24 protein-coding genes are annotated in these 24,378 nt (G+C 65.9%); 4 read left to right on the forward strand and 20 right to left on the reverse strand.

Features of this window, described 5'->3' with window-relative positions; genetic code table 11:
* Positions 1 to 529 precede the first annotated feature (529 nt).
* Entirely contained in the window at positions 530 to 3,112 is a 2,583-nt protein-coding gene (locus tag HLH35_RS15490) for an EAL domain-containing protein (RefSeq protein WP_246385149.1), read from the reverse strand.
* A gap of 839 nt (positions 3,113 to 3,951) precedes the next feature.
* Positions 3,952 to 4,146, reverse strand: coding sequence for a hypothetical protein (locus HLH35_RS15495; RefSeq protein ID WP_182980008.1), 195 nt, complete (start codon positions 4,144 to 4,146; stop codon positions 3,952 to 3,954).
* Positions 4,147 to 4,347: 201 nt separating this feature from the next.
* On the opposite strand from HLH35_RS15495, the gene HLH35_RS20260 reads away from it, so the two are divergent.
* The 4 genes from HLH35_RS20260 (at position 4,348) to HLH35_RS15510 (ending at position 7,647) form a co-directional block, all read left to right on the forward strand.
* Complete coding sequence (locus HLH35_RS20260; protein ID WP_275944254.1) at positions 4,348 to 4,482, forward strand: hypothetical protein; 135 nt, start codon at positions 4,348 to 4,350, stop codon at positions 4,480 to 4,482.
* 148 nt (positions 4,483 to 4,630) lie between these two features.
* Positions 4,631 to 5,389, forward strand: a complete 759-nt coding sequence (locus tag HLH35_RS15500; RefSeq protein ID WP_182980009.1) for an SH3 domain-containing protein — start codon at positions 4,631 to 4,633, stop codon at positions 5,387 to 5,389.
* Between the two features lie 86 nt (positions 5,390 to 5,475).
* On the forward strand, positions 5,476 to 5,721 hold the full coding sequence (locus tag HLH35_RS15505; RefSeq protein WP_246385150.1) for a hypothetical protein: 246 nt from the start codon (positions 5,476 to 5,478) through the stop codon (positions 5,719 to 5,721).
* 99 nt (positions 5,722 to 5,820) lie between these two features.
* Positions 5,821 to 7,647: an amidohydrolase gene (locus HLH35_RS15510; protein WP_338029371.1), complete on the forward strand. Its 1,827-nt coding sequence runs from the start codon at positions 5,821 to 5,823 to the stop codon at positions 7,645 to 7,647.
* 12 nt (positions 7,648 to 7,659) lie between these two features.
* Here the strand turns inward: HLH35_RS15510 and HLH35_RS15515 are convergent, their stop codons facing one another.
* The 18 genes from HLH35_RS15515 to HLH35_RS15600 form a co-directional block, all read right to left on the reverse strand.
* The gene (locus tag HLH35_RS15515; protein WP_182980010.1) at positions 7,660 to 7,938 is read right to left on the reverse strand and encodes a hypothetical protein; all 279 of its coding nucleotides are present in this window, start codon (positions 7,936 to 7,938) and stop codon (positions 7,660 to 7,662) included.
* A gap of 123 nt (positions 7,939 to 8,061) precedes the next feature.
* The gene (locus tag HLH35_RS15520) at positions 8,062 to 9,096 is read right to left on the reverse strand and encodes a glycosyltransferase family 4 protein (protein WP_182980064.1); all 1,035 of its coding nucleotides are present in this window, start codon (positions 9,094 to 9,096) and stop codon (positions 8,062 to 8,064) included.
* Positions 9,097 to 9,153: 57 nt separating this feature from the next.
* The gene (locus tag HLH35_RS15525; protein ID WP_182980011.1) at positions 9,154 to 9,981 is read right to left on the reverse strand and encodes a UDP-2,3-diacylglucosamine diphosphatase; all 828 of its coding nucleotides are present in this window, start codon (positions 9,979 to 9,981) and stop codon (positions 9,154 to 9,156) included.
* Positions 9,982 to 10,059: 78 nt separating this feature from the next.
* The gene (locus HLH35_RS15530; protein ID WP_246385154.1) at positions 10,060 to 10,380 is read right to left on the reverse strand and encodes a hypothetical protein; all 321 of its coding nucleotides are present in this window, start codon (positions 10,378 to 10,380) and stop codon (positions 10,060 to 10,062) included.
* Positions 10,380 to 11,027, reverse strand: coding sequence for a cytochrome c oxidase subunit 3 (locus HLH35_RS15535; protein WP_182980012.1), 648 nt, complete (start codon positions 11,025 to 11,027; stop codon positions 10,380 to 10,382). The genes HLH35_RS15530 and HLH35_RS15535 overlap by 1 nt, the downstream gene beginning before the upstream one ends.
* A complete protein-coding gene (locus tag HLH35_RS15540; protein ID WP_182980013.1) occupies positions 11,020 to 12,645 on the reverse strand; it encodes a cytochrome c oxidase subunit I in 1,626 nt (541 codons plus the stop codon). Before HLH35_RS15540 ends, HLH35_RS15535 begins: the two co-directional genes overlap by 8 nt.
* Before the next feature lie 5 nt (positions 12,646 to 12,650).
* Positions 12,651 to 13,616: a cytochrome c oxidase subunit II gene (gene coxB, locus HLH35_RS15545; protein ID WP_182980014.1), complete on the reverse strand. Its 966-nt coding sequence runs from the start codon at positions 13,614 to 13,616 to the stop codon at positions 12,651 to 12,653.
* Positions 13,613 to 14,395 carry an SCO family protein gene (locus tag HLH35_RS15550; protein ID WP_182980015.1) on the reverse strand — a complete coding sequence of 261 codons (783 nt, stop codon included), beginning with the start codon at positions 14,393 to 14,395 and terminating at the stop codon, positions 13,613 to 13,615. Before HLH35_RS15550 ends, coxB begins: the two co-directional genes overlap by 4 nt.
* Complete coding sequence (locus tag HLH35_RS15555; protein WP_182980016.1) at positions 14,392 to 14,784, reverse strand: hypothetical protein; 393 nt, start codon at positions 14,782 to 14,784, stop codon at positions 14,392 to 14,394. Before HLH35_RS15555 ends, HLH35_RS15550 begins: the two co-directional genes overlap by 4 nt.
* On the reverse strand, positions 14,777 to 15,817 hold the full coding sequence (locus HLH35_RS15560; RefSeq protein ID WP_182980017.1) for a hypothetical protein: 1,041 nt from the start codon (positions 15,815 to 15,817) through the stop codon (positions 14,777 to 14,779). The genes HLH35_RS15555 and HLH35_RS15560 overlap by 8 nt, the downstream gene beginning before the upstream one ends.
* Entirely contained in the window at positions 15,814 to 16,299 is a 486-nt protein-coding gene (locus HLH35_RS15565; protein ID WP_182980018.1) for a c-type cytochrome, read from the reverse strand. Before HLH35_RS15565 ends, HLH35_RS15560 begins: the two co-directional genes overlap by 4 nt.
* Complete coding sequence (locus tag HLH35_RS15570; RefSeq protein WP_182980019.1) at positions 16,296 to 16,796, reverse strand: DUF3341 domain-containing protein; 501 nt, start codon at positions 16,794 to 16,796, stop codon at positions 16,296 to 16,298. The genes HLH35_RS15565 and HLH35_RS15570 overlap by 4 nt, the downstream gene beginning before the upstream one ends.
* Positions 16,793 to 18,142, reverse strand: a complete 1,350-nt coding sequence (gene nrfD / locus HLH35_RS15575; protein ID WP_182980020.1) for an NrfD/PsrC family molybdoenzyme membrane anchor subunit — start codon at positions 18,140 to 18,142, stop codon at positions 16,793 to 16,795. Before nrfD ends, HLH35_RS15570 begins: the two co-directional genes overlap by 4 nt.
* On the reverse strand, positions 18,139 to 20,985 hold the full coding sequence (locus HLH35_RS15580; protein WP_182980021.1) for a 4Fe-4S dicluster domain-containing protein: 2,847 nt from the start codon (positions 20,983 to 20,985) through the stop codon (positions 18,139 to 18,141). Before HLH35_RS15580 ends, nrfD begins: the two co-directional genes overlap by 4 nt.
* Positions 20,973 to 21,626 (reverse strand): cytochrome c3 family protein, encoded by a 654-nt coding sequence (locus HLH35_RS15585; protein WP_182980022.1) that lies wholly within the window; start codon positions 21,624 to 21,626, stop codon positions 20,973 to 20,975. Before HLH35_RS15585 ends, HLH35_RS15580 begins: the two co-directional genes overlap by 13 nt.
* Before the next feature lie 147 nt (positions 21,627 to 21,773).
* The gene (locus HLH35_RS15590; protein ID WP_182980023.1) at positions 21,774 to 22,562 is read right to left on the reverse strand and encodes an ABC transporter ATP-binding protein; all 789 of its coding nucleotides are present in this window, start codon (positions 22,560 to 22,562) and stop codon (positions 21,774 to 21,776) included.
* Positions 22,559 to 23,563, reverse strand: a complete 1,005-nt coding sequence (locus tag HLH35_RS15595) for a FecCD family ABC transporter permease (protein ID WP_182980024.1) — start codon at positions 23,561 to 23,563, stop codon at positions 22,559 to 22,561. The genes HLH35_RS15590 and HLH35_RS15595 overlap by 4 nt, the downstream gene beginning before the upstream one ends.
* A complete protein-coding gene (locus HLH35_RS15600; RefSeq protein ID WP_182980025.1) occupies positions 23,560 to 24,375 on the reverse strand; it encodes an ABC transporter substrate-binding protein in 816 nt (271 codons plus the stop codon). The genes HLH35_RS15595 and HLH35_RS15600 overlap by 4 nt, the downstream gene beginning before the upstream one ends.
* Between the last annotated feature and the right edge of the window lie 3 nt (positions 24,376 to 24,378).

Genomic DNA, 24,378 nt, shown 5'->3' on the forward strand with positions numbered 1-24,378 from the left:
CCGGACCAAACGCCGACCACGCCGAAAGCCCGCCCCACGCCAGAACCGCAATCAACCCACCCAGCAGGCCAAGGATCAGCCACCCGGACAGACGCACCAGGCCCGCAAACAGGCGGTCACCGATTTCCGTGTTTGTGGTTTGTCTCACCGGGACCATGTCCCGGGATCGCGGCATCCGCTGCATCCATTTATTCCCGATGCCGTCCTTAATCCGTTCCTCCAATACATTTCGCCCCCTCGGGCTTCAATCGAACAGGATCGGAAGGGCAATTAAGTTTTTATGACATCCCCCACCCTCTCCATGAGAGGATACTTCGGAAATACCGGTGGAGAGCCGGAACGCGGCGAACATCACCCGTGCAGCGCCTTTTCGCCCCGCCGCACAATGCCATCAGGATCGCAGGAAACAACGCTCGGCAATCCGGCAGTCACGGCCCGTCATGTTCGTACGAAGCTGGCGCCCGGCGTGCGCACTCACCCCGCCGGCGATCCGAAGCGGATGCACGTCGCCCCCGCCCATGCAGCCTAGCTACGCCGCGGGCAGCCGCGCCAGCGAGGCCGGATAGGATTGCTGCCACGTACGCACCCAACCCGGCAGATGCTCGACCTCCAGCGGATGGGAAATCAGGAATCCCTGCACCACCGGGCATCCCAGCTCGTCCAGAAGCTCAAGCTGCTGCTTCGTCTCGACCCCCTCGGCCACGATGGACATGCCCAGATTGCGGCCGATACCAAGGACGGCGTTCACGATCAGACGGCTTTCATCGACCCGATTCAGCCCGTCCACGAAGCTGCGATCGATCTTCACTTCATTCAGCGGCAGGTTGACCAGATTGGCCAGCGTCGAGAAACCGGTGCCGAAATCGTCCATCGACAGGCCGACCCCCAGGGCCCGGATGGCACGCGCCGCCTGGATCGTGCTGTCCACATCGGCGATCATCGTGCTCTCGGTCATTTCCACCATCAGGCGGTTGGCCGGAATGCCGGTCTCCTGCAGGATGGCGGCAATCATCGACGGCAGGCCGGGCTCCCGGAAATGCCGCGCGGACAGATTGACCGACACCGACGGAATCCCGATCCCTTCCGCCATCCATCGCGCCATCTGGCGGCAGGCCTGGCGGAGCGCCCATTCCCCCAGCGCCTGGATCAGGCCGGTTTCCTCTGCCAGCGGGATAAAGCGCACCGGCGAGATATCGCCGCGCACCGGGTCATGCCAGCGCGCCAGCGCCTCCACTCCATGGATGGCGCCCGTATGCGGCGAAACCTGGGGCTGATACACCAGCCGCAGCCGATCGGACGCCAGCGCGGTCCTCAGCGCACTGCCCAGAATGACGCGGTCATGGGCTCGCTGGTTCATCGCCGGACTGAAGAAGCGGTAGCAGTTCCCACCCGCATCCCGCGCGCGGGAAACCGCAATCCGGGTATTGCGCAGCAACGTATCGACGGTGCCGCCTTTCTCACCGCCGGCACAGATGCCGATGCTGACGCCCGACGTGACCGGCAAGCCGTTGATGACGAACGGAAGCGCCATGCTCCGCAAGATGGCACTCGCAACCACTGACGCATGATCGACCGCGATGAACCCGTCCCGGTCCACGCAACAGCCCGGCCCCATCGGGGTGCGGCCACACCCGGTCACGATCGAAAACTCGTCTTCGCCGGTACGGGTCAGGATACCGTCCTGCCCCACCGCGCGTTTCAGCCGCTGGGCGACCGTCTCCAGCAGTTCATCCGCCCCCGCGCCACCCAGCCCGTCACGAATCGTCCTGAACTGATCGAGATCAATCGCGATCAGCGTCAGGCCGCACCAGCCCGGCCTGTCCTGCAGACCTGCGAGATGCTCGCGAAGCCACGTCCGGTTGGGCAAGCCGGTCACCGCGTCGTAATGCGCCAGTTGCGCGATTCGCACCCGTGCGCGCTCCTGTTCGACCGCCAGCGTGCAGAAATGGATGCAGGCCTCCACGACCCGGCGGTGCCACAGCGTCGGCTCCCGCCGGTCGAGAAAATATATGGCCAGCGCCCCAGCCACGCTGCCGTCGCGCAAACGCACCGGTATCGACCAGCTGGCGCGTATTCCCAGCGGGCGCACCTTGTCGCGCAATGCAGGCGACCAGCGCGGATCGGTCTCGATATCGGGGGCCAGGACCTCATGGCCGGAATAGATCGCTGCTCCGCAGGTCCCCACCATCGGGTTGACGGCCATCCCGTCGAAACCCGAGGCAAACGATTCCGGCATCGCGCCCCGGCCCGCCATCCAGGCCGTGCCCTCGTCCGTCACCAGCAGGACCGACACCAGGACATCCGGCAAAATCGCCTCGACCCTCTTGCAGATCAGCGCCATGACATCATTGAAGTCCGTCGCACTGCTCAGGGCCGTCGTCACGTCCTGCCGCAGGCTCTGCAATTCCATCGCCCGGGTCTTGTCGGCCAGAAGGACGATGACATCGCCATCCGCCGCGCCATCATCACTTACCGGGCTCACGGCCGTGCTCAGCCAGATCTCGCGTCCCCCGCGCGACCGCGCCCGCAGGTCGATCTCGAATGCCTTTCGGCCCCGCAGATTGTACCGGAACTCGCGCAGGACCGGCATGTCGGCCTCTTCCGCCGACAGGACGACCGAGACATCCCGCAACAGCACATCTTCCGGACGATAGCCCAGCAGGTGCTTGAAGGCCGGATTGACGTAGGTGATCCGGTCCAGCCCATCGAGGACCATCACACCCCGGTCGGTCCGATTGACAACGGTGGAACACAGTTCCCCGGCCTCACGCCGAGCGACCTCCACGCTCACATCACGCAGCGTGACGATCCATGCCGCACCGTCAGATGCGTCGCCACGCGCGACGACCGCTTCCAGCCAACGAACCGGGCAGCCGGGCCGGAAGAGCGGCAGTTCATGGGATGCCGGACCAGATGTCAGGTCCAGCGCGGGCACCATGTCGCGCACCGGCCGCCCCACCCACGAATCAGCCCCTCCGCCGCACATCGCCACGGACGCGTCGTTGACGAAAACCACCATGCCGCTGTCGTCGACCATGATCACGCCATCGGCCAGCGCGTTCAGAACCGACGAAAGAGATGACGGCCCATTGTGCAACGCCGGCTCCCTCATGAATCAATTCTCCACCCTGCAATCACCTCACGCAGGACATTCAGGACTGCTTGGAGACGATAGCGACGGTCAGCCCACCTGACCCGATATCTGGCTTTTTCTTATTCCATACCGCTGGCCGCCCGCAATGTTCGACAGGTCATATCCGCACACTTTCTACACATACCTGCCATTCAGCAAGTAAAAATGTAACATGATATAACTCAATACACCCTACGTCACTTTGGCGTACAGGCCGCCGAGCGGGCATGGAGATTCGGAGCCGCTTATTTTGTCATATTGTTGCAGAACCGCACTCATGACACCGGTTCCAATGTTCGCTTCCTGCCCCATCGAGAGGGTCCAACATTCTACGCCGGCCCTCCTCCCGGTCAGGAATTGGCAGCCTGATGCGAGATCGTGCACGCCCAAAAACCGGAAACCATCCGTACGCCAACGCACATATTCATTGTGTCAAAATATGCCTACCCACAGCCCCGATCAATAGTAACAAAACTGAAACAATTTTCTATAGTCTTTTTTCCCCTACAGTCTTAAAAAGACACACAAAAAAACAGTCCCATGGCATTGTCCCGACAAAGGCACCCCGTAAGCCGACCACCGCGCGCTTTCACCTGAATGACCGGCCTCGGCCCGGACAGGCGGCAACAATCCCGTCAGTGGACACCGCGCTGCCCGCCGAACCGATCACATGCCGACACGCAGAGTTTCAAGAAAATGCGCGAAAGGTTGGCCGACAGGAAGATCCCGCCCCAGACTGGTCATCCTGGCGAAAGCGGCGATGCCGGGCGAAATCGGAAACGACACGGCCTGTCGGCCGCAAGACGCCGCCCGCCCAGTCAGCCCGGGCCGGCGCCCTGGGCCGGGCATTTGGCGTAACGCCCTTTTTCGTCACGGCATTTGGCAGGCTTCGGCTTGGGACAGGTCGTAAACTTGCCCTTGGCGTCCCGACACGGCGCGGCGGCGGAAACCGGAGCCGACACGCCGATCAGGGTGACGACGGCCAGGCTCGAAAGAAGCAGGCGCAAGCGCATGTGAAAACATCCTTATCGCAGTGGAAGGCCGCCAGCATGCCAGCGTTGCCCGGCACCGGACAAGCAAATCCCCTATCGGGATCATCCCTCCGGCAGATCGTGGGGATGTGATCATGCGACACGCCTTGTTCGCGCGATGGCACATCCCACGTCCAGCAACGGGCAGACGGGTAAGAACGACCCTCGGCAAAGGAGGCAGTCATGGCCCATACCATCACACGCGGCATCTCCGCCACGCCACCCCGCTCGATCGGTTACTGGACCATCATGGTCGGCGGGATCGTCGCTCTTGTCATGTTCTATGCCGGCGTCCTGCTGTTCGGACAGGCCTGGTAAGGAAATGACGGCACGGTCCGGCAACATGGAGCCGGGACCGTCGCAGCAGGGCTTTTCTTTTCCGGGAAACATGCTCAGTCTGGCAGGACATGATGCATGGTCACGGGTGTATCGACGCGCCCGTTACACCGCGCGGGGCCGAAAGACGATGACGATAAGGACAAAGATCATCCTGTCCGCATTCCTCGCGGGTGTCGGCCTTGCGGGGCCGGCGCTGGCGGCTCCCGGCGTGGTCGTCGGCGGCACGGACATTTTCGCCGGCCCATCACCGGCCTATCCCATTGTCGGGGCATTGCCGCCGGGCGCCCCCATCGAAATTTTCGGATGCCAGCCGGGCTGGGGATGGTGCGACGTGGCCGGAGGCCCCTATCGCGGCTGGGCCCCCTCTGACAGGGTGCAGATCCTGTATGACGGCTCGCCGGGACCATTGAGCGAATATGGCCCCATGATAGGCCTGCCCCTGATCGGTTTCGCCTTTGGTCATTACTGGGGCGCGCATTATCGCGATCGCCCATGGTTCTCCAGTTACGATCGCTGGGGCGGTGGCCGTGGTCGCGGAGAGGACATCCGCGGCCGGGGACCAGGCGATGGTCCTGACAGACGCTGGGGCGCCGGTCCCGGAAGACCCGGACCAGGCAGCGGTTACGGCGGACCGGGCAACGGCCCCAGGGGAGCAGGTCCCGGAGGACCGGGACCCGGATGGAGTGGCCGAGGCGGCCCGCCGCCGGGCGACCATCGCGGAGGGGGCTTCCCCGGCGGCGGACCCGGCAATGCGCGCGGTGGCGATAACAGGGGCGGTGATCATCGGGGCGGCGGCATGCCCCATGCCGACATGCCCCATGGAGGTCCCCCCGGCGGCGACCGTGGGCATGATGGCCATGGCGGCCATGACAGGGGGCCCCGGTGATCATCATGGCGGACAAGTCTTGGGTTTGCGTCTGAACTTTGCTGATCTCTCCGGGTTCAACGCCCGGCATCCTGGGCAGGAGGACCATGTCGATGACACACGCGGCCGGCATCATCGGACATATCCTGGTCCGTGACTGGATCGGCACCAGGCAGCCCGCCCCCGCCGACGACCATCAGGGCATATGCCTGACACAGAACCCACGGACCCGTCGCGCCGACCGGCAGCGCTGGACAGGCAATCGGTCCCTGTCATGGCCCGGCTATGTCGCCTCGATGCGCCAGATGTCGGCGGGCCTGTCGCGCCGCGTCGCCTTCCGCCGACAGCGATAGACGCACAGTCCCGCCTACCCTGCACGAGGACCTCGCGCGGTGCCCCGGCGTCGTCCTCATTGACACATCGCAACATCCGCATCCTCATGGCAGGACATCGTGTCCACAGCCGTCCGGATTGCCATGCGCCGCGCCTCGCTCCTTCTTGCCGCCTCCTCTCTCCTCGCGGCCCATGCCACGCTTGCCGCCCCGGCACCCCCGGCCGATATCCTGCTGACCAACGGCACCATCCGCACCGTCGATCATGACGACAGGACGACCGAAGCCCTGGCCATCCGTGACGGACGGATCGTCTGGACCGGCTCCAGCGCCGATGCACCGGCCCACGCCGATGCCCATACGAAGACCATCGACCTCAAAGGCCATATGGTCATGCCAGGCCTGACCGACGGCCACATGCACCCGCTGGAGGGCGGCCAGAACCTGGTCGGCTGTTCGCTGGACTATCTTCCGCTGACCGCCGACCTGTTCACCGCCCGCATCCGCGCCTGCGCCGCCAACCCCGCCTATCGCACCACGTCCGGCTGGCTGGTCGTCCGCAACTGGTTCCAGGAGGCGATGCAGCCCGCCGGCCTGCGGATGACGAAAGCCGCGCTCGATTCCATCGACAGCACGCGTCCCATCATCGTCCTCTCTTCCTTCGGCCATTCGCTGCTGGCCAACAGCGCCGCCCTCCGACGCGCCGGCATCACCAAAGCAACGCCCAACCCCACCGGCGGCCAGATCATCCATGGCCCGGACGGACAGCCAACCGGTATCCTCGAGGACACGGCGCTGGATCTGGTCATGACCGTGCTGCCGCACCCAACCACGCAGGAAAATATCGCGGCAGCATCGGCAGCCCTCGCCGCCATGCGCGCCCAGGGCATTACCGGCTTTCTCGACGCCTGGGCCCTGCCCGAAGATCTGGATTCGTTCACCGCCCTGCAAAAACAGGGCAAACTGACTGCCCGCGCCCATTTCGCGCCCGTGATCGAGCCCGCGCAGGGCAAGGATATCGCGGGCGACATCAGGCGCCTGACCACCATTCGCGCCCGCTACGACCAGGGCCCCCTCACCCCCGCCCCCTCCATCACGGTACGCAACGTCAAGCTGTTCATGGATGGCGTCATCACCGCCCCATCCCAGACCGGACTGCTGCTCGCCCCTTATCTGGTCAACAAGGGAACGAAGGACCATCCGGACTGGCAACCCGGCCCGTCGAAGGGCCCCGCCCCCTACTTCCCGCTGGAAACCCTCAGCCCGCTGCTGAAGGCCCTCGTCACGGCAGGCTTCGACCCGCACATGCATGCCGATGGCGACGGCGCCGTCCGCCTGGCGCTCGACGCCATCGCGGCCACGCGCAAGGCGCTGCCCGCCAACGATTTCCGTCCGGCGATCGCGCATGACGAAATGGTCGATCCCGCCGACATGCCCCGCTACCGCGCGCTGAACGCCACCCCCGTCCTGTCCTTCCAGTGGGAAAAACAGGCTCCGGACACCACCGAGGGCGTACTGCCCTATATCGGCCCCGGCCGCGCCCCGTATCTCGAACCCGCTTCGCAGATGGAGAAGGCCGGCGCCCGCATCACCTATGGCAGCGACTGGCCGGTCGACCCGCTCGACGAATGGTTCGCGCTCAAAGTCGGCGTCACCCGCACCAACGCGCCCGCCGCCGGCGCGCAATACGGCAAGCCACTCGGCACGGAACCGGGCCTGTCGCGCGCCAGCGTGATGCGCGCCATCACCATCAATGCGAATGACGAGCTTCGTTCCGACCCGGTCGCCGGCTCGCTCGAACCGGGAAAATTCGCCGACCTCATCATCCTGGACCGCGACATCGCCACCATCCCGGCCGAGCAGATCGCCGGCACCAGGGTCCTGCTCACCATGGTCGGCGGCCGCATCGTCTACAGTACCGGAACCTTCAGCCCACCCGTCAGATAGGCCAGGGCCAGGTCAATGCACCGGCACGCCCGCTGTCACCAGCAGGGCGTGCAGCAGGATCAACATCAGCACCAGCCCGATCAGAACGGCGAACACACCCCCGAACAAGCGGAAGGCACCGATCGCCAGGCTGACCAGCAGAATGATCAGAAGCGCAGTCTGCAACTCGCCCCGGATGCCCATACCGGCAAGGACCTGCCGTGCCAGGTTCTCGATCGCGGCAACCGCCGTCAGGATCAGGCCGAACAAGCCCAGCAGCAGGCCCGTAACAACGGCAATGACGCCCTCCATGACGATTTCCCTTCCTGGCAGAGCCGGGGTCATCCCCGGCGCCCGGCCCCGTTACGGTGTTTTCGGCCGTCGGTCCATCCCGTCGAACCGCCGTAACCGGAAACGCCCCGCCCGGTCAGCCGTTCAACGCGCGGACATATTCTGCGCGCGTGTAAGGGCATCGAGGAACATGCGCGCACAGGCCTCCCAGGTAAACCGGGCGGCATGAGCCCGGCAGGCGGCACGATCCCCCCGCAACGCCGCCAGGATATTGCGCCGCAGGTCGGGCCCGATCGCACCCACCGCCGACACGCCCGGCGGCAGAATATCCCGCGGCCCGGTCACTTCGAAGGCCGCAACCGGCACTCCGCAGGCCAGCGCCTCCAGAATCACCAGCCCGAACGTGTCGGTCAGGCTGGGAAAGACGAACACGTCGCTGGCCGCATAGGCCGCCGCCAGATCCGCGCCGGTCAGATAGCCGGTAAACAGCACGTCCGGATAGCGCGCGGCCAGAGCCACCCGGTCCGGCCCGTCCCCCACCACGATCCGGGTGCCGGGAAGGTCCAGCGACAGGAACGCCTCCAGATTCTTCTCCACCGCCACCCGCCCGACATAGAGCAGGTACGGACCGCGTATGTCATACCGAACATGCCAGTCGATCGCAGCAGCATCGGGGTGGAACCGGTCAGCATCGACACCCCGGGTCCAGCATTCCAGATGCTGGAAGCCCCGCTCGCGCAGATCTTCAAGAAGACTGGCCGTCGGCACCAGCGTCAACGCCGCCGCACCATGGAACCAGCGCAGGAAGCGATAGGGCAGCGGCGTCGAGAACCCGATACGGGCGCGGATATATTCCGGAAAACGCGTATGGAATGACGAGGTGAAGCACCGCCCATGGCGGATCGCCCAGCGGCGCGCGGCCAGGCCCAGCGGCCCTTCGGTCACGATATGGATCGCATCGGGCCGAAAGGCTTCGATCAACCGCTCCAGCCGGCGGCCGGGCAGGATGCACAGCCGGATCTCGGGATAGGTCGGGCACGGCACGGTGCGGAACAGATGCGGGCCGATGATCTCGACCGTATGCCCCATCGCTTCCAGCGCGTCCCGCAGGCGCGAGACGGTGCGCACCACGCCGTTGACCTGCGGATACCACGCATCGCTGACCATCAGGATGCGCAGGGGGCCCTCCGCCGTGTCCTCCTGCCGTTCGGCAGCGGCAGCCACGCCGTCCGTCACTCAGGCACCGGCGGCAAACAGGGGCGACGCCAGCGGCGCAGGCGCCGGGAACCGGTTGCGGACATCGGTCACGTCCAGAAGTTCCATGCTGCCGTCATGATGTTCCACCAGCGCACTGCAACTTTCGACCCAGTCGCCGTCATTCATGTACAGCACGCCGTCCAGATCCTTGATCACGGCATGATGGATATGGCCGCAGATCACCCCATCCATGCCCCGGCGCCGCGCCTCGTCCGCCACGGCGGTCTCGAACCGATCGATGGCCATGACCGCGCTCTTCACCTGACGCTTCAGCCATTGCGACAGCGAGCGGTAGGGCAGCCCCAGCCGGCGCCGCGCCAGGTTGAACCAGCGGTTGACGACCAGCGCCAGCGTATAGGCCCGGTCCCCCAGCATCGCCAGGAAGGGGGCATAGCGCACCACGCTGTCGAATTCGTCTCCATGCAGGACAAGGAACTTCCGACCGGTCGCCGTCACATGCTCGGCCTCGCCGCACAGGCGGATGCCGGCGACTTCCAGCTCATGCGGCAGCCAGCGGCGGAACATCTCGTCATGATTGCCGGGAATATAGATGATTTCGGTCCCACTGCGTCCCATGCGCAGAATCAGGTTCAGCACATCGTCATGATGGCTGTTCCAGAACCACGACCGCTTCAGCTTCCAGCCGTCGATGATATCGCCGACCAGATACAGGCGCTGACAGGTCAGATTGCGCAGGAATTCCGCCAGCAGGTCGGCACGGCAATCGCGCGTTCCCAGATGGACGTCCGAAACAAAGACGGCCCGATAACTGGCGGATGCAAGTCGATCGTTCAGAATCACGTTCATCGCAAGCGGCATACCCTGATGAAGGACGTGCCCTCTCTAGCCGCATCCGACTATTTCTTTCGTGTATCTTTCATGAAACTATCTGCTCTCCTTCGGAACGGCCGCGCGGTCGGGCAAGGCAGGACCATCCAGGGCGCCCCCAGGCACCGGAACGGTCGTGCGGGTAAAACTGTCCAGGCTGCCCAGCGCCAGCAGAATCGTCAGCCAGAACAGTCCACCAAGCGCGAAGATGATCGCAAGCGGTGGCCCGCGCAGGATCTGCATGAAACCCAGCACGATGACCAGAACCATCAGGACCGCCACCACACAGACAGCGATACCGAGCCCTGCCCACGTGGCCGCCAGCTCCGCCGCCAGCAGCAGCACCAGCATCCCCCAGCAGGCCGCGATGCGCGCCATCACGCCCGCCCGATCAGATAGAGCAGCGGGAACAGCAGCATCCAGATCAGATCGACGAAGCTCCAATACAGCCCCACGACATCGACGGGCGTGCTCCATGCCGGACTGAATGCCCCCTGACGGGCCTTGCGGCAGATCCACAGGATCAACCCGATCCCGACCACCATGTGCATGCCATGCAGGAAGGTCGCCAGGAAATAGAAGCTGTAGAACAATGCAGCTGCCCCGGACGCCGGACCATGAAGGGCGAAATGCGGCCCGGGAAACAGGTTCTCGCTGAATTCCTGCCCCCATTCGACACCCTTCAGGACCAGGAACGCCAGGCCCAACCCCGCAGCGCCCAGTCCGGCCCGAACCACGCCGCGATTGTCGCCGCGCCTACCCGCCTCGACCGCCAGCGTATAGACCGCGCTGCTGGTGATCAGGATCAGGGTGTTGACCGCGCCGATCGTCAGGTTCGTATGGCGCACGCCCTCGGCCCATCCCCCGGCACGGGTCTGTGAATAGACCAGGCAGACCAGAAACAGGCCGCCGAACAGCAGCGCCTCGCTGGCCAGGAACAGCCACATACCGGCAATCGCGCTCTCGTCGCGATGCAGCGGCGTCTCATAAGGGGAATGGTGGTCCAGCACCGACCCGTCAGACATGATGCGGCCCTCCCGCATCCGCCCGGCCAGCACGGGCGTCCAGATCCCCGTAATCATAGGCATCGGTGGTCACAACCGGCGTCTCGGCAAAATTTTCGGTGGGCGGCGGCGATGCGGTCCGCCATTCCAGCCCCGTCGCCCCCCAAGGATTGTCGGGCGCCCGCGCGCCACGAAACAGCGACCAGCCGAAATAGACCAGCGGCATCACATAGGCGACCGCGAGGATACCCGCCCCCGCCGAGGACAGCACGTTCAGGATCTGGAACTGCGCGGGATAGGTGGCATAGCGTCGGGGCATGCCTTCGAAGCCCAGGATGAATTGCGGAAAAAAGGTCAGGTTGAAGCCGAAGAAGATCAGGGCGGCAGCCAGCCGTCCCCAGATCTCGGGATACATCCGCCCGGTGATCTTGGGCCACCAATAATGCAGCCCGCCGAAATAGGCCGACACCATGCCGCCGACCATGATGTAGTGGAAATGCGCGACCACGAAATAGGTCTGCGTCAGATGCACGTCAGCGGCCAGCGACGCCAGGAACAGCCCGGTCAGCCCCCCCACGGTGAACAGGCCGATAAAGCCCATCGCATAGAGCATCGGCGCATCCAGCCGGATGGACCCGCCATGCATCGTCCCCAGCCAGTTGAAGACCTTGATGGCCGACGGCACCGAGACAAAGAAACTGAACATCGAAAAGACGATCGCGGAATAAAGCGATTCCCCGGCCACGAACATGTGGTGCCCCCACACGATGAATCCGATCGCCGCAATCGAGACCGAGGACCACGCCACGAAGCGATAGCCGAATACGGGCTTGCGGCAGAAAGTGCTGACGATCTCGCTGACCACCCCCATGCCGGGCAGGATCATGATGTAGACGGCGGGATGGGAGTAGAACCAGAACATCTGCTGGAACAGCAGCGGATCACCGCCCAGTGTCGGATCGAACACCCCCACCCGGAACAGCCGCTCGAACGCCAGCAGCAGCAGCGTAATGCCCAGGACCGGCGTCGCCAGCACGAAGATGACGCTGGTGGCATACAGCGCCCACAGCATCAGCGGCAGCCGGTACCACGTCATCCCCGGCGCGCGCAGTTGATGGATGCTGACGATAAAATTCACCCCGGTGGCGATCGAGGAAAACCCGTTGAGGAAGATACCCAGCACGACAGGCAGCACCCTGCCCTCGCTATAGTCCGAGGAAAGCGGGGTATAGAAGGTCCACCCGGTCTCCAGTCCGCCCCGAAACAGGCCATAGAGCACCAGCAACCCCGACGCCACGAACAGGTACCAACTCAGAAGATTGAGGCGCGGAAAGGCGAGATCACGCGCACCGAGCATCAGCGGCACCAGGAAATTGCCCAGCGTGACCGGGATCGACGGCACCAGGAACAGCCAGACCATCACCACGCCATGCATGGTGAACATCCGGTTATAGGTCGCATCGGACAGGATGGTCCCGGTGGGTTCCAGCAATTGCAGCCGGATCAGCGCCGCGCCGACGCCCCCCAGCGCGAAGAAGGCGGTGATCGATCCCAGATAGAGCAACGCGATCCGCTTGTGATCGCGCGTCAGCAGCCATGATCGCAGGGTGCCGTCCTGCCAGAGATAGCTTTCCGACATCGCATTCAATTCCCTGCTTCTGGAGGAAGGGCGGGCGAGAGGGTCTGCAGATAGGCGACCAAAGCGGCCAGATCGTCCTCGGCCAGCACCCCGCGAAAGGACGGCATTTCGGTCGCGAACGACGCACCCGGGCGGTGGGGCGGATCAAGGATCGAATCATGCAGAAAGGCGGCATCGGCCACGATCGCCCGCCCATCCGCCAGCGCCACCCGACTGCCGTACAGCCCGACCATCGACGGCGCCCGGCTGGTATCCCCCGCATCCGGGGCATAGCGGCTGGAGGCATGGCAGCCGCTGCAACCGCTGCGGATGAACAGCGCCTCCCCCACCGTCGCCAGACTGCCACTGGCCGGGGCGCTGTTCAGCCAGCCGGCATAATCCGTGGCATTCATGACCGTCAGCGTGGCGGTCATGCGGGAATGGCCCAGTCCGCAGAACTGCGTGCAATAAAGACGAAACGATCCGGTCCGCGTCGCCGTGAACCACAGGCTCTGATACCGGCCGGGCAGCACGTCGTGCTTGATCCGCAGCGCCGGGATCGAGAAATCGTGGATCACGTCTTCCGATGTCAGCAGAAGCTGGACCGGCCGGCCCGCCGGCACATGCAGCGCGTTGATCTCGCGCTGGCCGCCCGGATACTGGATCTTCCACATCCATTGCTTGCCGGTGACATAGATCTGGATCGCATCCGCCGGCGGCCGGAAGCCCACGACATAAAGCTGCGTCGCCCACAAAAACAGGCCGAAGAAGATCACCAGCGTCGCCGAGGTCCAGGCGATTTCGAACCACCAGCTCTTATGTTCGGCGATGGCCCGCGCGATGGCCGTCGTCCGGCCGGCGCGAAAGCGCAGCACGTTCAGCACCATCAGCCCGAACACCAGCCCCAGCACCGCCAGGCTGATGATCACCAGCCCGGCCAGCAGGATATCGATCCGCATGGCATGGGCCGAGGCTTCGGGCAGCCAGGTCATCGCACCCTCCGCCAATGCGCCATGCCCAGCATGGTCCCCAGGGCCAGCACCGTCATCAGCGCGCCCAGTTGCAGCAGCTTGCGAACGGCCAGCGTATAGCGCCCGGTGACCGCATCGTAATGAAAGCACAGCAGCAGCACCGGCGACGCCTCGGCCCGCTGCCCCGCCGCCGCCTGCATCACGGCCTGGCGCACATCGCCGGAGCGGTAGCCCACCCCCAGCACATAGCCCGAAACCATGCCGGCCGGCGTCGTGAACACCAGCCCCATCGGGTGCAGATACTGCTTCAGCCCCGGATCGTAGCGCGCATGGAACCCCACCGCATCCGCCAGCCGCCGGATCGACGGCCCCTCTCCAACCAGAAAGTGCCAGCCCCGCTCCGCGCCCGGCGTGGCATGGCGGCCCAGATCGTCCTCCCGGGCCTGACGGGCCAGCGCAACGGTTTCGGCGGGGTCGATACTGACGACGATCAGCGTGTAATCGTCAGGCGTCTTCAGCCCGCTGCCATCCAGCGCATGCAGCAGGTCCTCGCGTTCCAGCGCGCATAGATTGGGGCACGCATAATAGCCGATCGACAGAATCGCCGGATGGCCGTCCACAAACGCCCCCAGCGGCAAATTGCGTCCCGCCGTGTCGGTAAAGCGCGCGTCCAGCGGCAGTGTCGCCCCCTGCCGCTGGGTGAAGGCCAGATCCCGCATCGTGCCCGCCCATGCCGGCATGGCAATCACCAGCACCAGCGCCGCCATGACGGCACGCCCGACCCTCCCCCCGCGCATCATGGCCGGTCCGCCACGGCGGCAGGCCAGTCGGGGATACCATCGCGGGCCACCTGCCGCATCGCCTGCCCGATCGGCACATGCGCCACCCCATGCGCGCGATCCACCCAGCCGAACCCGTTCAGCCGCGCCATGTCCGCCGCGCGAAAGGCCGCCATATCGGCCGGCGGATCGCTTTGCAGCGCGGGTGCTGCCATCGGCGGCAGAGGCGCGGCCAGCAGCCGGTCCAGCCGGTGCTGCGGAAACAGCAGATTGGCCACCACCGCCAGCATCACCAACGCCACGCCTACCCCAAGGCCAACGGCAAGGACGGGGCGCAGCGCAACATCCCGGGCCTCATGCCGGGGGCGGGAAAAAGGCGGGGCGGCAGCCGGCGCGGGATCGTCAGGCATGGCGTACCTCACGCTGCATCGCCCGGATGCCAAGCGCCGCCCCCGCTGCCCCAAAAAGCAGAAGCGACGCCAGCGTCAGCAGCACCGAAACCGACGCCTGCCCGGGCAACACCAGCCACAGATTACGCACGACCTCCATGGCCACCAGCAGCCCCGCCGCACCCAGAACAACGGGGCGCCGAACCTGCAACGGCGCAAGCATCAGCAGCGCAAAGGGCAACAGGAAATGCAGCAGCACGATCCCCACCGCGACGCCCCCCCACCCGCCATGCAGGCGGCGGCCATACCACGCCGCCTCGACCGGCAGATTGGACTGCCAGACGATCAGGAACTGCATGAAATCCAGATACGCCCACAGCACCGTCAGCCCCAGCAAGAGCCGGGCCAGTTCGCGCAGCACGATCCGGTCGGCCTGCGGAGCACCCGCCAGCAGCACCAGCAGCATGGCCAGCGCCAATGCCAGCAGGCCGGCCCCTGCGGAGGCAATCAGCCCGTAAGCACTGGAATTGAAGTGCGGATCGAGCGATTCCGTCAGATCGATGGACGCGAAACTGAACGTCAGGGCCAGCAGGATCAGCCCCGCCGGCGCAATACGCGCCAGCCCCTGCCCACGCAGGCACAACACCCCCAGCGTGCCCCAGATCCCGGCATACAGAGCAATCCGCAGCAGGGCGAAGAGCGGGTTCAGATAGAACCGGTTCGCGGCATGCGCCGCTCCCTCCCCATGCAGCCAGGGATAAAGCTCCCCCGCCCCGGCCAGCAGAACGGCCAGCGCCGGCAGCCCCAGCGGCAGGGTCGCCACGCCGGCACGCAGGGCAGGCCGCAGGATCTCGCCCCAACGCCCGCCCGTCAGCGCATGCACCAGCATCAACGCCATGCTGCCCAGCGGCCAGCCCAGCCATGCCGCGCACGCCCCCAGCCAAGGGCGATAGACAGCATGAGGCATCCACACCAACCCCGCCAGCACCGCCACCCCCGCCAGCCCGGCAACGGCCCATGCAACGCCTTCGACGGGGAGCCGAGCCCCGGTCATGGCGCAACCCGCTGTTCCGGCGTCAGGTCGGCCACCATCATATGCTGGCTGCGCTGCAACGCATGCACATAGGCAACGACGGCCCAGCGATCCTCCGGTGCGATCCGCTGGGCAAAACCATACATCACGCCCCGACCGTTGGTTATGACATCATAGACAAACTGCGGGCGCTCAGCGGCCAGCGGCGGCGGCGCGGGAAAGCCGCGCTGCACGATCATCCCGTGCCCATCGCCGGTCTCCGCATGGCAGGGCGCGCAGAAGACGTGATATTCGGTCTGTCCACGCTCCAGCAGCGCCATCGTCACCGGCGGCACCGGGGCAGAAATTTCGCCATACGCCACCGTACCGGCCGGAACCTCGCCAGGCGCGGTCGCACGACTGGCATACGGATTCTGCTTCTTCTGCTTAGTCATGTCGTCGCAGCCGGCAACCAGCACCAGCGCGGCAGCAAGTCCAAGGACAGTAGCAGGACGCGGCATCATTCCGCCACCTCCTCGATCCTGATCGGGGCATGCCGGGCCAGCACCCGTCGCGCGCACGCACTGTCGGCAGGGCGCACGACCAGCACATAGGACCCCAGCATGGCCCCGCGCATGCAATCGGCCTCATCGACCGGCTCATACAGGCGCAGCATCCCGGCCAGCAGCAGAAACCCGGCCATACCGGCGACGACCGCCCCCAGAACCGCCAGTTCGAAAGTCGCCGGCACATAAGATGGCCAGGACAGATCCGGCCGCCCGCCGATATTCTGCGGATAGCTGACGGTCGTGGCATAGGCCTGCATCAGAAAGCCTCCCACCCCGCCCACGATTCCGCCACCCAGCATGACGGTCGGCAGGACGGAGCCCCCCTCCACGCCGACCTCGGCCTCCCACGGCTCCATCGCCATATAGGTTTCGACAAAACCGCAATCGCCGCGCCGCATTTCGGCGGCAGCCTCCCTCATCCCCTCTTCGGTGGCGAAGGCGGCGACGATCATCCCACCCCTCCCCGCAGCATCGCGCGCATTTCCGCCATCGCCACCACCGGCATCAGCCGCACGATCAGCAGGAACGTGGTCAGGAACAGCCCGATCGTGCCGAACAGCAGGCTCCATTCCCATATCGTCGGCGTATATTGCCCCCACGAAGAGGGCATCTGCGTCCGCGCCAGACTGGTCACGATGATCTGGAACCGCTCCAGCCACATGCCCACCAGCACGCCCAGCCCGATCAGCCAGACCAGGGGCGCAGTCATTCGCACCGCGCGCCACCACAACAATTGTGGCAACACGATATTCAGGACGATGGTGCCCCAATAGACCGGCGCATACAGGCCAAAAACGCGCAGGACGAACATCGTCCGCTCCGCCGGGTCCGAACCGTAGAACGTGGAAAACGCATCCATGAGATAGGCATAGGCGACACACAGCGAACTGGTCAGGAACAGCCGGCCCAGCACATCGATATGCCGCGCCGTCACATAGGCCTGCAGCCCCAGCAGCGCGCGCAGCGGCAGAATGGCCACCAGCACGACGGCGAACCCCGACAGCGCCGCACCGAACACAAAAAAAGGCGGAAACTGCGTGGAATGCCAGCCGGTGGCGGCACTCCCCGCGAAATCCATGCCTACGATGCTGTGGACCGACACCACCAGCGGCGCCATCAGCGCGGCCATGACGGCATAGACCGCCCGATAATGCCGCCATTGCCGGCCCGATCCGCGAAAACCCAGGGCCAGCACACCATAGAACACACGTTGCCCCGGCCGCCCCGCCCGATCGCGCAAGGTCGCCAGATCCGGCAGCAGCCCGAAATACCAGAACAGGATCGACGCGAGAACATAAGTCAGGATCGCAAAGAAATCCCACACCAACGGACTGCGGAACTGCGCCCATAACCCCATCGTGTTCGGATAGGGAAACAGCCAGTAGAAGAACCATGGCCGCCCCAGATGCAGAATGGGAAAGATCGCGGCACACAGCGCCGCGCATAGGGTCAGACTTTCCGCCAGCCGATTCAGCGCCGTGCGCCATTCCACCCCCAGCAGAAAGAACAGCGCGGAAATGAACGTGCCGCCCGAAGCAATGGCGATCCACCAGACGTAATTGAGAATATCCAGCCCCCAGACCACCGGCCAGTCGATGCCCCAGATCCCCAGCCCGGCATAGAACAGCCACGCGACCGAAATCACGCCCATCCCCAGCAACCCCAGCGAGACTGCAAAGGCTACCCACCACCATAGCGGCGTCCAGGGACGTGCCCCCTCCCGCAGCGTCACCGCACAGATGCGCTCGGTCACCGATTGCGCGGTCTCGCCGGCGGCAATAACGGCCGGGGCACTCATGATTCGAGAGCCGGGTTGGGGTTGCGGATGCGCGCCTCATACGTCACGCGCGGATGCGTGCCCTGCTCGGGCAGCACACCATAAGTCAGCGGACTGGCCTTGCGATGCCTGACGGCAGCATCGGGATCGTTGATATCCCCGAAGGTAATGGCCTGCGTGGGACAGACGGCCTGACAGGCCGTCACCACCTGTTCCGCCACACCATCCCGGTCGGCCGCAATCCGTGCCTGCGCAATCCTCTGGACGCAGAAGGTGCATTTCTCCATCACCCCCCGCGCGCGCACCGAAACGTCCGGATTGCGGCTGATCGGCGGCCGGCGCTCCTGCTCGGCAAAGGCGAAGTAGTTGAATCGCCTGACCTTGTAAGGACAATTATTGGAACAGAATTTCGTGCCGACGCATCGGTTGTAGACCATTACGTTCAGGCCCTCCGAATCATGCGTCGTGGCACCGACGGGGCAGACCGTTTCGCACGGCGCCTGTTCGCAATGCATGCAGAGCATCGGCTGGAAGAACGTGTCCGGGGCATCCGGCGTTCCTTCATAGGCGCGATCGATCCGCAGCCAGTGCATCTCGCGCTGGCGCAGCACCTCATCCCGCCCCACCACCGGCACGTTATTCTCCGCCTGACAGGCGATCATGCAGGCATTGCAGCCGATACAGGCATTCAGGTCGATGCTCATCCCCCACGCCACCGGCGCGCCGGGGTCCCGCCGGTACAGGGCAGCTTCGGATGCCCGATGATCCTGCGCGGTACCGAGAAATCCCGGCTCCTGCCGAAACCGCGCCAGCGTGCCATGCCGCACGATGTCGGAAGGCGTATCCGCAACCAGCGTGGCATGATGTTCCGTGCAGGCCACGTCGACCCTGCGGCCGGTAGCGGCAATCCGCACCGGCCCCACGGCATCGCGCAACGGATACAGGTCGGTACCGACCCCATCCCCCGTTTCCCCGGCATGCCGCCGCCCCGACCCCAGCAGCCCGACGACACAGCCCGATGCCTGTCCCGGCTGCACCCAGACCGGCAGCACGGCCCGGCGTGCGTCCACCGACAGCACGATTTCATCTCCATTGCGCAAACCCATTGATCGCGCCAGATCCGGCGGAATCAGCAACGGATTCCCCCAGACACTCTTGCTGAGCGGCCGAGGCAATTCCTGCAACCAGGGATTATTCGCCTCACGCCCGTCCCACAAATGCGGGTCGGGCCGCAGCAGCAACGTCAGATCCGCGGATGCTGCCCCACGGGGCGAAACAGGCGGCATGACGGGCGAAATCGCCGCCTCGAGGCGCGCGCTGGCCGTACCGGGAATAACCCCGGCAGCCAGCGCCGCCCGCCAGTCGCGTTCCGACGCCAGATGCTCCCGCCAGACCTGCCGCACCAGTTCCCGCGCCGGGCGGCCAACCTCTCCGGCACAGAAGCGCAGGATGGTCGCGGCGCTGGTTCCGCCATAGAGCGGCATCGCCTGCGGCTGGAGGATCGTCGCCGTACCATCATCGGCACGCGCATCACCCCACGCCTCGAACCCATGCGCCAGCGGAACATGCCACCGCGCCGCCCGCGCCGTCTCATGCGGCCGATCCGCCAGCGCGACGCTGAGAGGAACACGCGGCAGCACCGCCGCAAAGCGCGGCACCTGATGGACCGGATTGACGTCCAGGATCAGCAGCGTGCGCACCCGCCCCTTTTCCATATCGTCCATCAGGTCCGACAAGGTGGAAACGGGCTGCACCGGGCGATATTCAGGCGGTTCGAAAACATCGAACACCTTGCCCCGCCCACCCAGCGCCTCGTTCATCGCATGGATCGCAGTATGGGCCGGTGCCCCGTAATCAGGGCCGAGATGAACCAACGCCCGCCCGCGATGCGCGCGCAGATCGGCCACCACCGCCCCCAGCCAGTCCGGACCGCCCGAAGGTTCCTCATTGTGCAGCAGAGCCGCAGCCAGACGCCCGATGATCTCCTCACAGGCACCAGGCGCCGCGATGAAGCGATGGTCGGCCGCCACCCCCGTCAGGCTGGGCGTCGGTTCCACGGCATACAGGCGGCTCATGTCCCCCAGCACCGGATTGCGCCGCCCGGCGAAGGCCCGCGCATGGCGCAGATGCCCCGGAGCGCTGTCCAGCAGGTCGCTATCCACCGCCAGCGCGACATTGACCTGCCGCAGATCCGGAATCACCATCGCCGGGCGCCCATAAGCCCTGGCCGCGCCCTGCCGCACCGCCTCCCGCCCGATCGCGTCCCAACGATGCCAGATGGCACCGGGATGGGCCGCCAGCAGCGCATCGATCGCCGCCCCCAGCGTAGGCGAGGTCACCGTCCCGGTCAGGATGCGCAAACCCGCCCCACCCGAGGCGCCCGCACCATCCGGCCCCGCGCGCAGAGCCTGAAGCGCGGTCGTCACCTCCTGCCACGCGGCAGGCATCCCATCATGCAACGGCCCGCTGGCCCGGTCGGGGTCATAGAAATCCTGAATCGCGGCCTGCGCGAACAGATCGGTGGCCCCCAGGCTGGACGGATGCCCGGGATTACCCTCCACCTTGATCGGCCGCCCCATCTGATGGGTGACGAGAATGCCGTTGGCATAACCATCGCGCACATGGGCACTGGCATAGATGTTGGGCACACCCGGTACCACCCCCGGCGCCGCCCGCACCGCCGAGACGAAGCCGCGATCCGGCGTCCCGGGATCACATCCCGCCAGCCCGCCGCCGGCCAATGCCAGGGCCAGCAGCTTCAGCGTCCGCCGCCGGTCCAGCGGATGCGCCAGCGCCTGCTCCAGTTGCGGAAAGCGCCTGATCCAGTCCTCTTCGTCGCCCGGCAGCCCCTCTAGCGATGGCATAGTGAGCACTCCGTCAGGTTGCGCCCGCCGATATGATAGGCACGCATCAGATCCGCCGGAGGCGGCGTCGCATGGTCCGGATGCCAGTCCATGTCATAGACATGCGCAAGCGGACGCAGGTTCGGCCCCGGATTGCGATGGCAGTCCAGACAGAACTGCATCGTCAGCGTCCTGGCTTTAAACGTCAGAGGCATGCGCGCCACGTCGCCGTGACAGCTCTCGCACCCAACCCCTTTGGAAACATGGATGCTATGGTTGAAATAAACGTAATCCGGCACATCCGTCACCCGCGCCCAGACAATCGGCCGGTCTTCCGTCAGGCTCTCGCGAACCGGCGCCAGCAGGGCGGCATTCGTCCAGATCTGCGAATGGCACGTCATGCAGGTGAAAGTCGGCGGCAGGCTGGCCTGCGCGCTACGCTCCACGCTGCTGTGGCAGAACCGGCAATCGATCCCCAGTCCCGCAACATGATGCTGGTGGCTGAAAGGAACCGGCTGCTGGATCGCCCACCCGACATGCCGGACATAATCCGACCGCGGCCATGCAAACCACCACAGGCACAGCCCCACGACGGCACCCACGGCCCCCAGCATCGCCACCGCGACGATGACGTTGGCGCGTGGACTGAATACCGCCGCCATCAGCCATGTTCCACCTTGCAGACCGGGGCGGCCCGATCCACCCGGGCATCGTTCCTGCCTCGAACGCATCCGAAGCAAAAAACGATCCCATCACGTCGCGGTGACTGACGTCAGCCGTTCAAATCCCCCGTGTTTTTCGCGTATTTTTCACGAACCCGTTCGTTCGTCGTCGGCCCGCCCATCGGTCAGGCTCCAGGGCACGACCGCATCACCCACCCGGCGGACAGTCACACGATAGACCGCGCGCATGGCCCTGTCGGTCAGGATCTCCGCCGGACGCCCCTGCGCCACGATCCGCCCGTCCCGCATCAGCACCAGCCGATGACAGAACCGCCCGGCCAGCGTCAGGTCGTGCAGCACCACCGCCACCCCCATGCCCGCGCGCGCCAGCCGACCGAACGACGCCATCACCGCCAACGCATGCGCGGGGTCCAGCGCCGCCACCGGCTCATCCGCCAGCAGATAGGGCGCCTCGACCGCCAGCGCCCGCGCCAGCCGCAGGCGGGCACGCTCACCACCCGACAACTGGCTGGCCGGCCGGTCGCGCAGATCCAGCAGCCCGGTTTCCGCCAGCGCGCATTCCACCGCCGCCCGATCATGCGCCCCGTCCCGCGCCGCACGATGCGGCAGACGCCCAAGTGCCACCAGATCCTCGACCCGCATCGGCGGCGGCGGCTCCCCCTCCTGCGGCAGAAAGGACAGGCGCCGAGCCCGCTCGCCCGGCGTCATCCCCGCCAGCCCGCGGCCTTCCAGCATCACCTCTCCCGCATCGGCAGACTGGATGCCGGACAGCACCCGCAGCAGCGTGCTCTTGCCCGCGCCATTGGGGCCGATCACCCCCACAACCTCACCGGGGGCCACCGCAACACACGCCTCATGCAGCACCCTCCGTCCCCCCAGCGACAGCGTCACCCCACGCGCGACCAGGCCGGTCATGCCTGGCTCCGCCGCATGGCGATCACCCGATGAAAGAAGACAGGCGCCCCGATCAGCGCCGTCAGCACGCCGATCTGGATCTCGGTGGCACCGGACAGCAGCCGCACCGCCGCATCGGCCACCAACAATAGCAGCGCGCCCCCCAATGCCGAGGGCAGCAACAGGCGCGACGGCTGGTGCCCCGTCAGCGGACGCAGCAGATGCGGCACCACCAGTCCCACAAACCCGATGGCCCCGCTGACCGCGACGCAGGACCCGACGGCGACGGCCGCCCCCACCACCACCCGCGTCTGAACACCGGACAGGCCGCGCAGGCGAAAGCCCATGCTCTCGGCCACCTCATCCCCCAGCGCCAGCGCGTCCAGCGCCCGCGCGGTCGTCAGCATCAGCAGGCAGCCCGCGACGGTGCCGGGCAGGCTGATCGACACATCGGTCAGGGTCCGGTCGGTCAACGACCCCATCACCCAGCGCATGACCTCATAGGCCGCATAGGGGCTGGGCATCAGATTCATCGCCATGGCCGTCAGCGCGGCGGCAAAACTGCTCAGCGCTGCCCCCGCCAGCAGCAGCACCAGCGTCCCGCCCTGTCCCACCAGCCCCAGCAGCAGCAGCACCGCCAGCAGCGCCCCCGCCAGCCCGCCCGCCGGCAGCAACAGCGCGGACACACCGGCCAACCCGGTATAGAAGACCAGCACCGCCCCCAGCGCCGCGCCGCCCGACACGCCCAGCAGACCGGGATCGGCCAGCGGATTGCGCAGATAACCCTGCATCACCGCCCCACACAGCCCCAACGCCGCCCCGATCGAAACCCCGAGAATCGCCCGAGGCAGGCGCAACTGGCCAACGATGATCGCCCCCACACTATGCCGGCCAGCCATCAGGTCGCGCAGGGCCGACGGCAACGAAACGGCGCTGTCCCCCCACGCCAGCGACAGCACCAGCATCACCAGCACACCCAACGCCAGGGCAGCGATCAGCGGATAGTCGCGGCGGTCGATCATCGGGACATCTCCAGCGCCTTGCGGGCCGCAATCAGCCTGTCCAGCGTATCGAGCGTCTGCGGCAGGCCGCATAGCCACATCCGGTCGGGCAAGGACAGACGATGCGAGGCGGGAAAGGCATCGCGCAAGGCCGGATGGTCCAGCATCGCCTGCGCCATCGACGTGCCGACATCGGATCGTGCCACAATCAGCAGGTCAGGCGGCCGGGTCAGCAGGCTCTCCAACGGCACAGCGAGCGCATGCCGCCCATCCAGCCCGTTCGCCGCATTGCGAAAACCGGCACGCACCAGCATATCGTCCGCCAGCGACCCCGCGCGGGTCACGAAACCATTGGCGGCATAGATCACCGCCGAGGGAACAGCCCCACCACCCGCCGAAACAGAATAAGCCGCGAGACGAGAGTTGAACGCGTCGGCCAGTTCCCGCCCCCGCGCAGGCACGCCCGCCGCATTTGCCACGGCCACGATCTGGCCCGGAATATCAACCAGCCGCTCGACAGGGTCGAACAGTTCGACCGGCATTCCCGCCTGCCGCGCCGCCAGCAAGGCGGTAACACCCGCATAGCGCCCACCCAGTACCAGATCGGGACGCGCCGCCACCACGGCCTCGGCCGTGGGGCGCACAACAGGGACCGACCGCGCCTCGCCGCACATCACGGAATAGGCGCAATCCCGCGCCAGCGGCGACAGGCCCGCAATGTCACGGGCCGGCACCAGTTGCAGCAGCAACTGGTCGGTACACAGATTCAGCGAAACAATCCGATGCCGGGGCTCGGCCCGCGCTCCTCCCGCCAGCACCACCGCCAGCAGCATGAT

Source organism: Gluconacetobacter asukensis (assembly GCF_014174375.1).
Classification (GTDB): Bacteria; Pseudomonadota; Alphaproteobacteria; order Acetobacterales; family Acetobacteraceae; genus Gluconacetobacter; species Gluconacetobacter asukensis.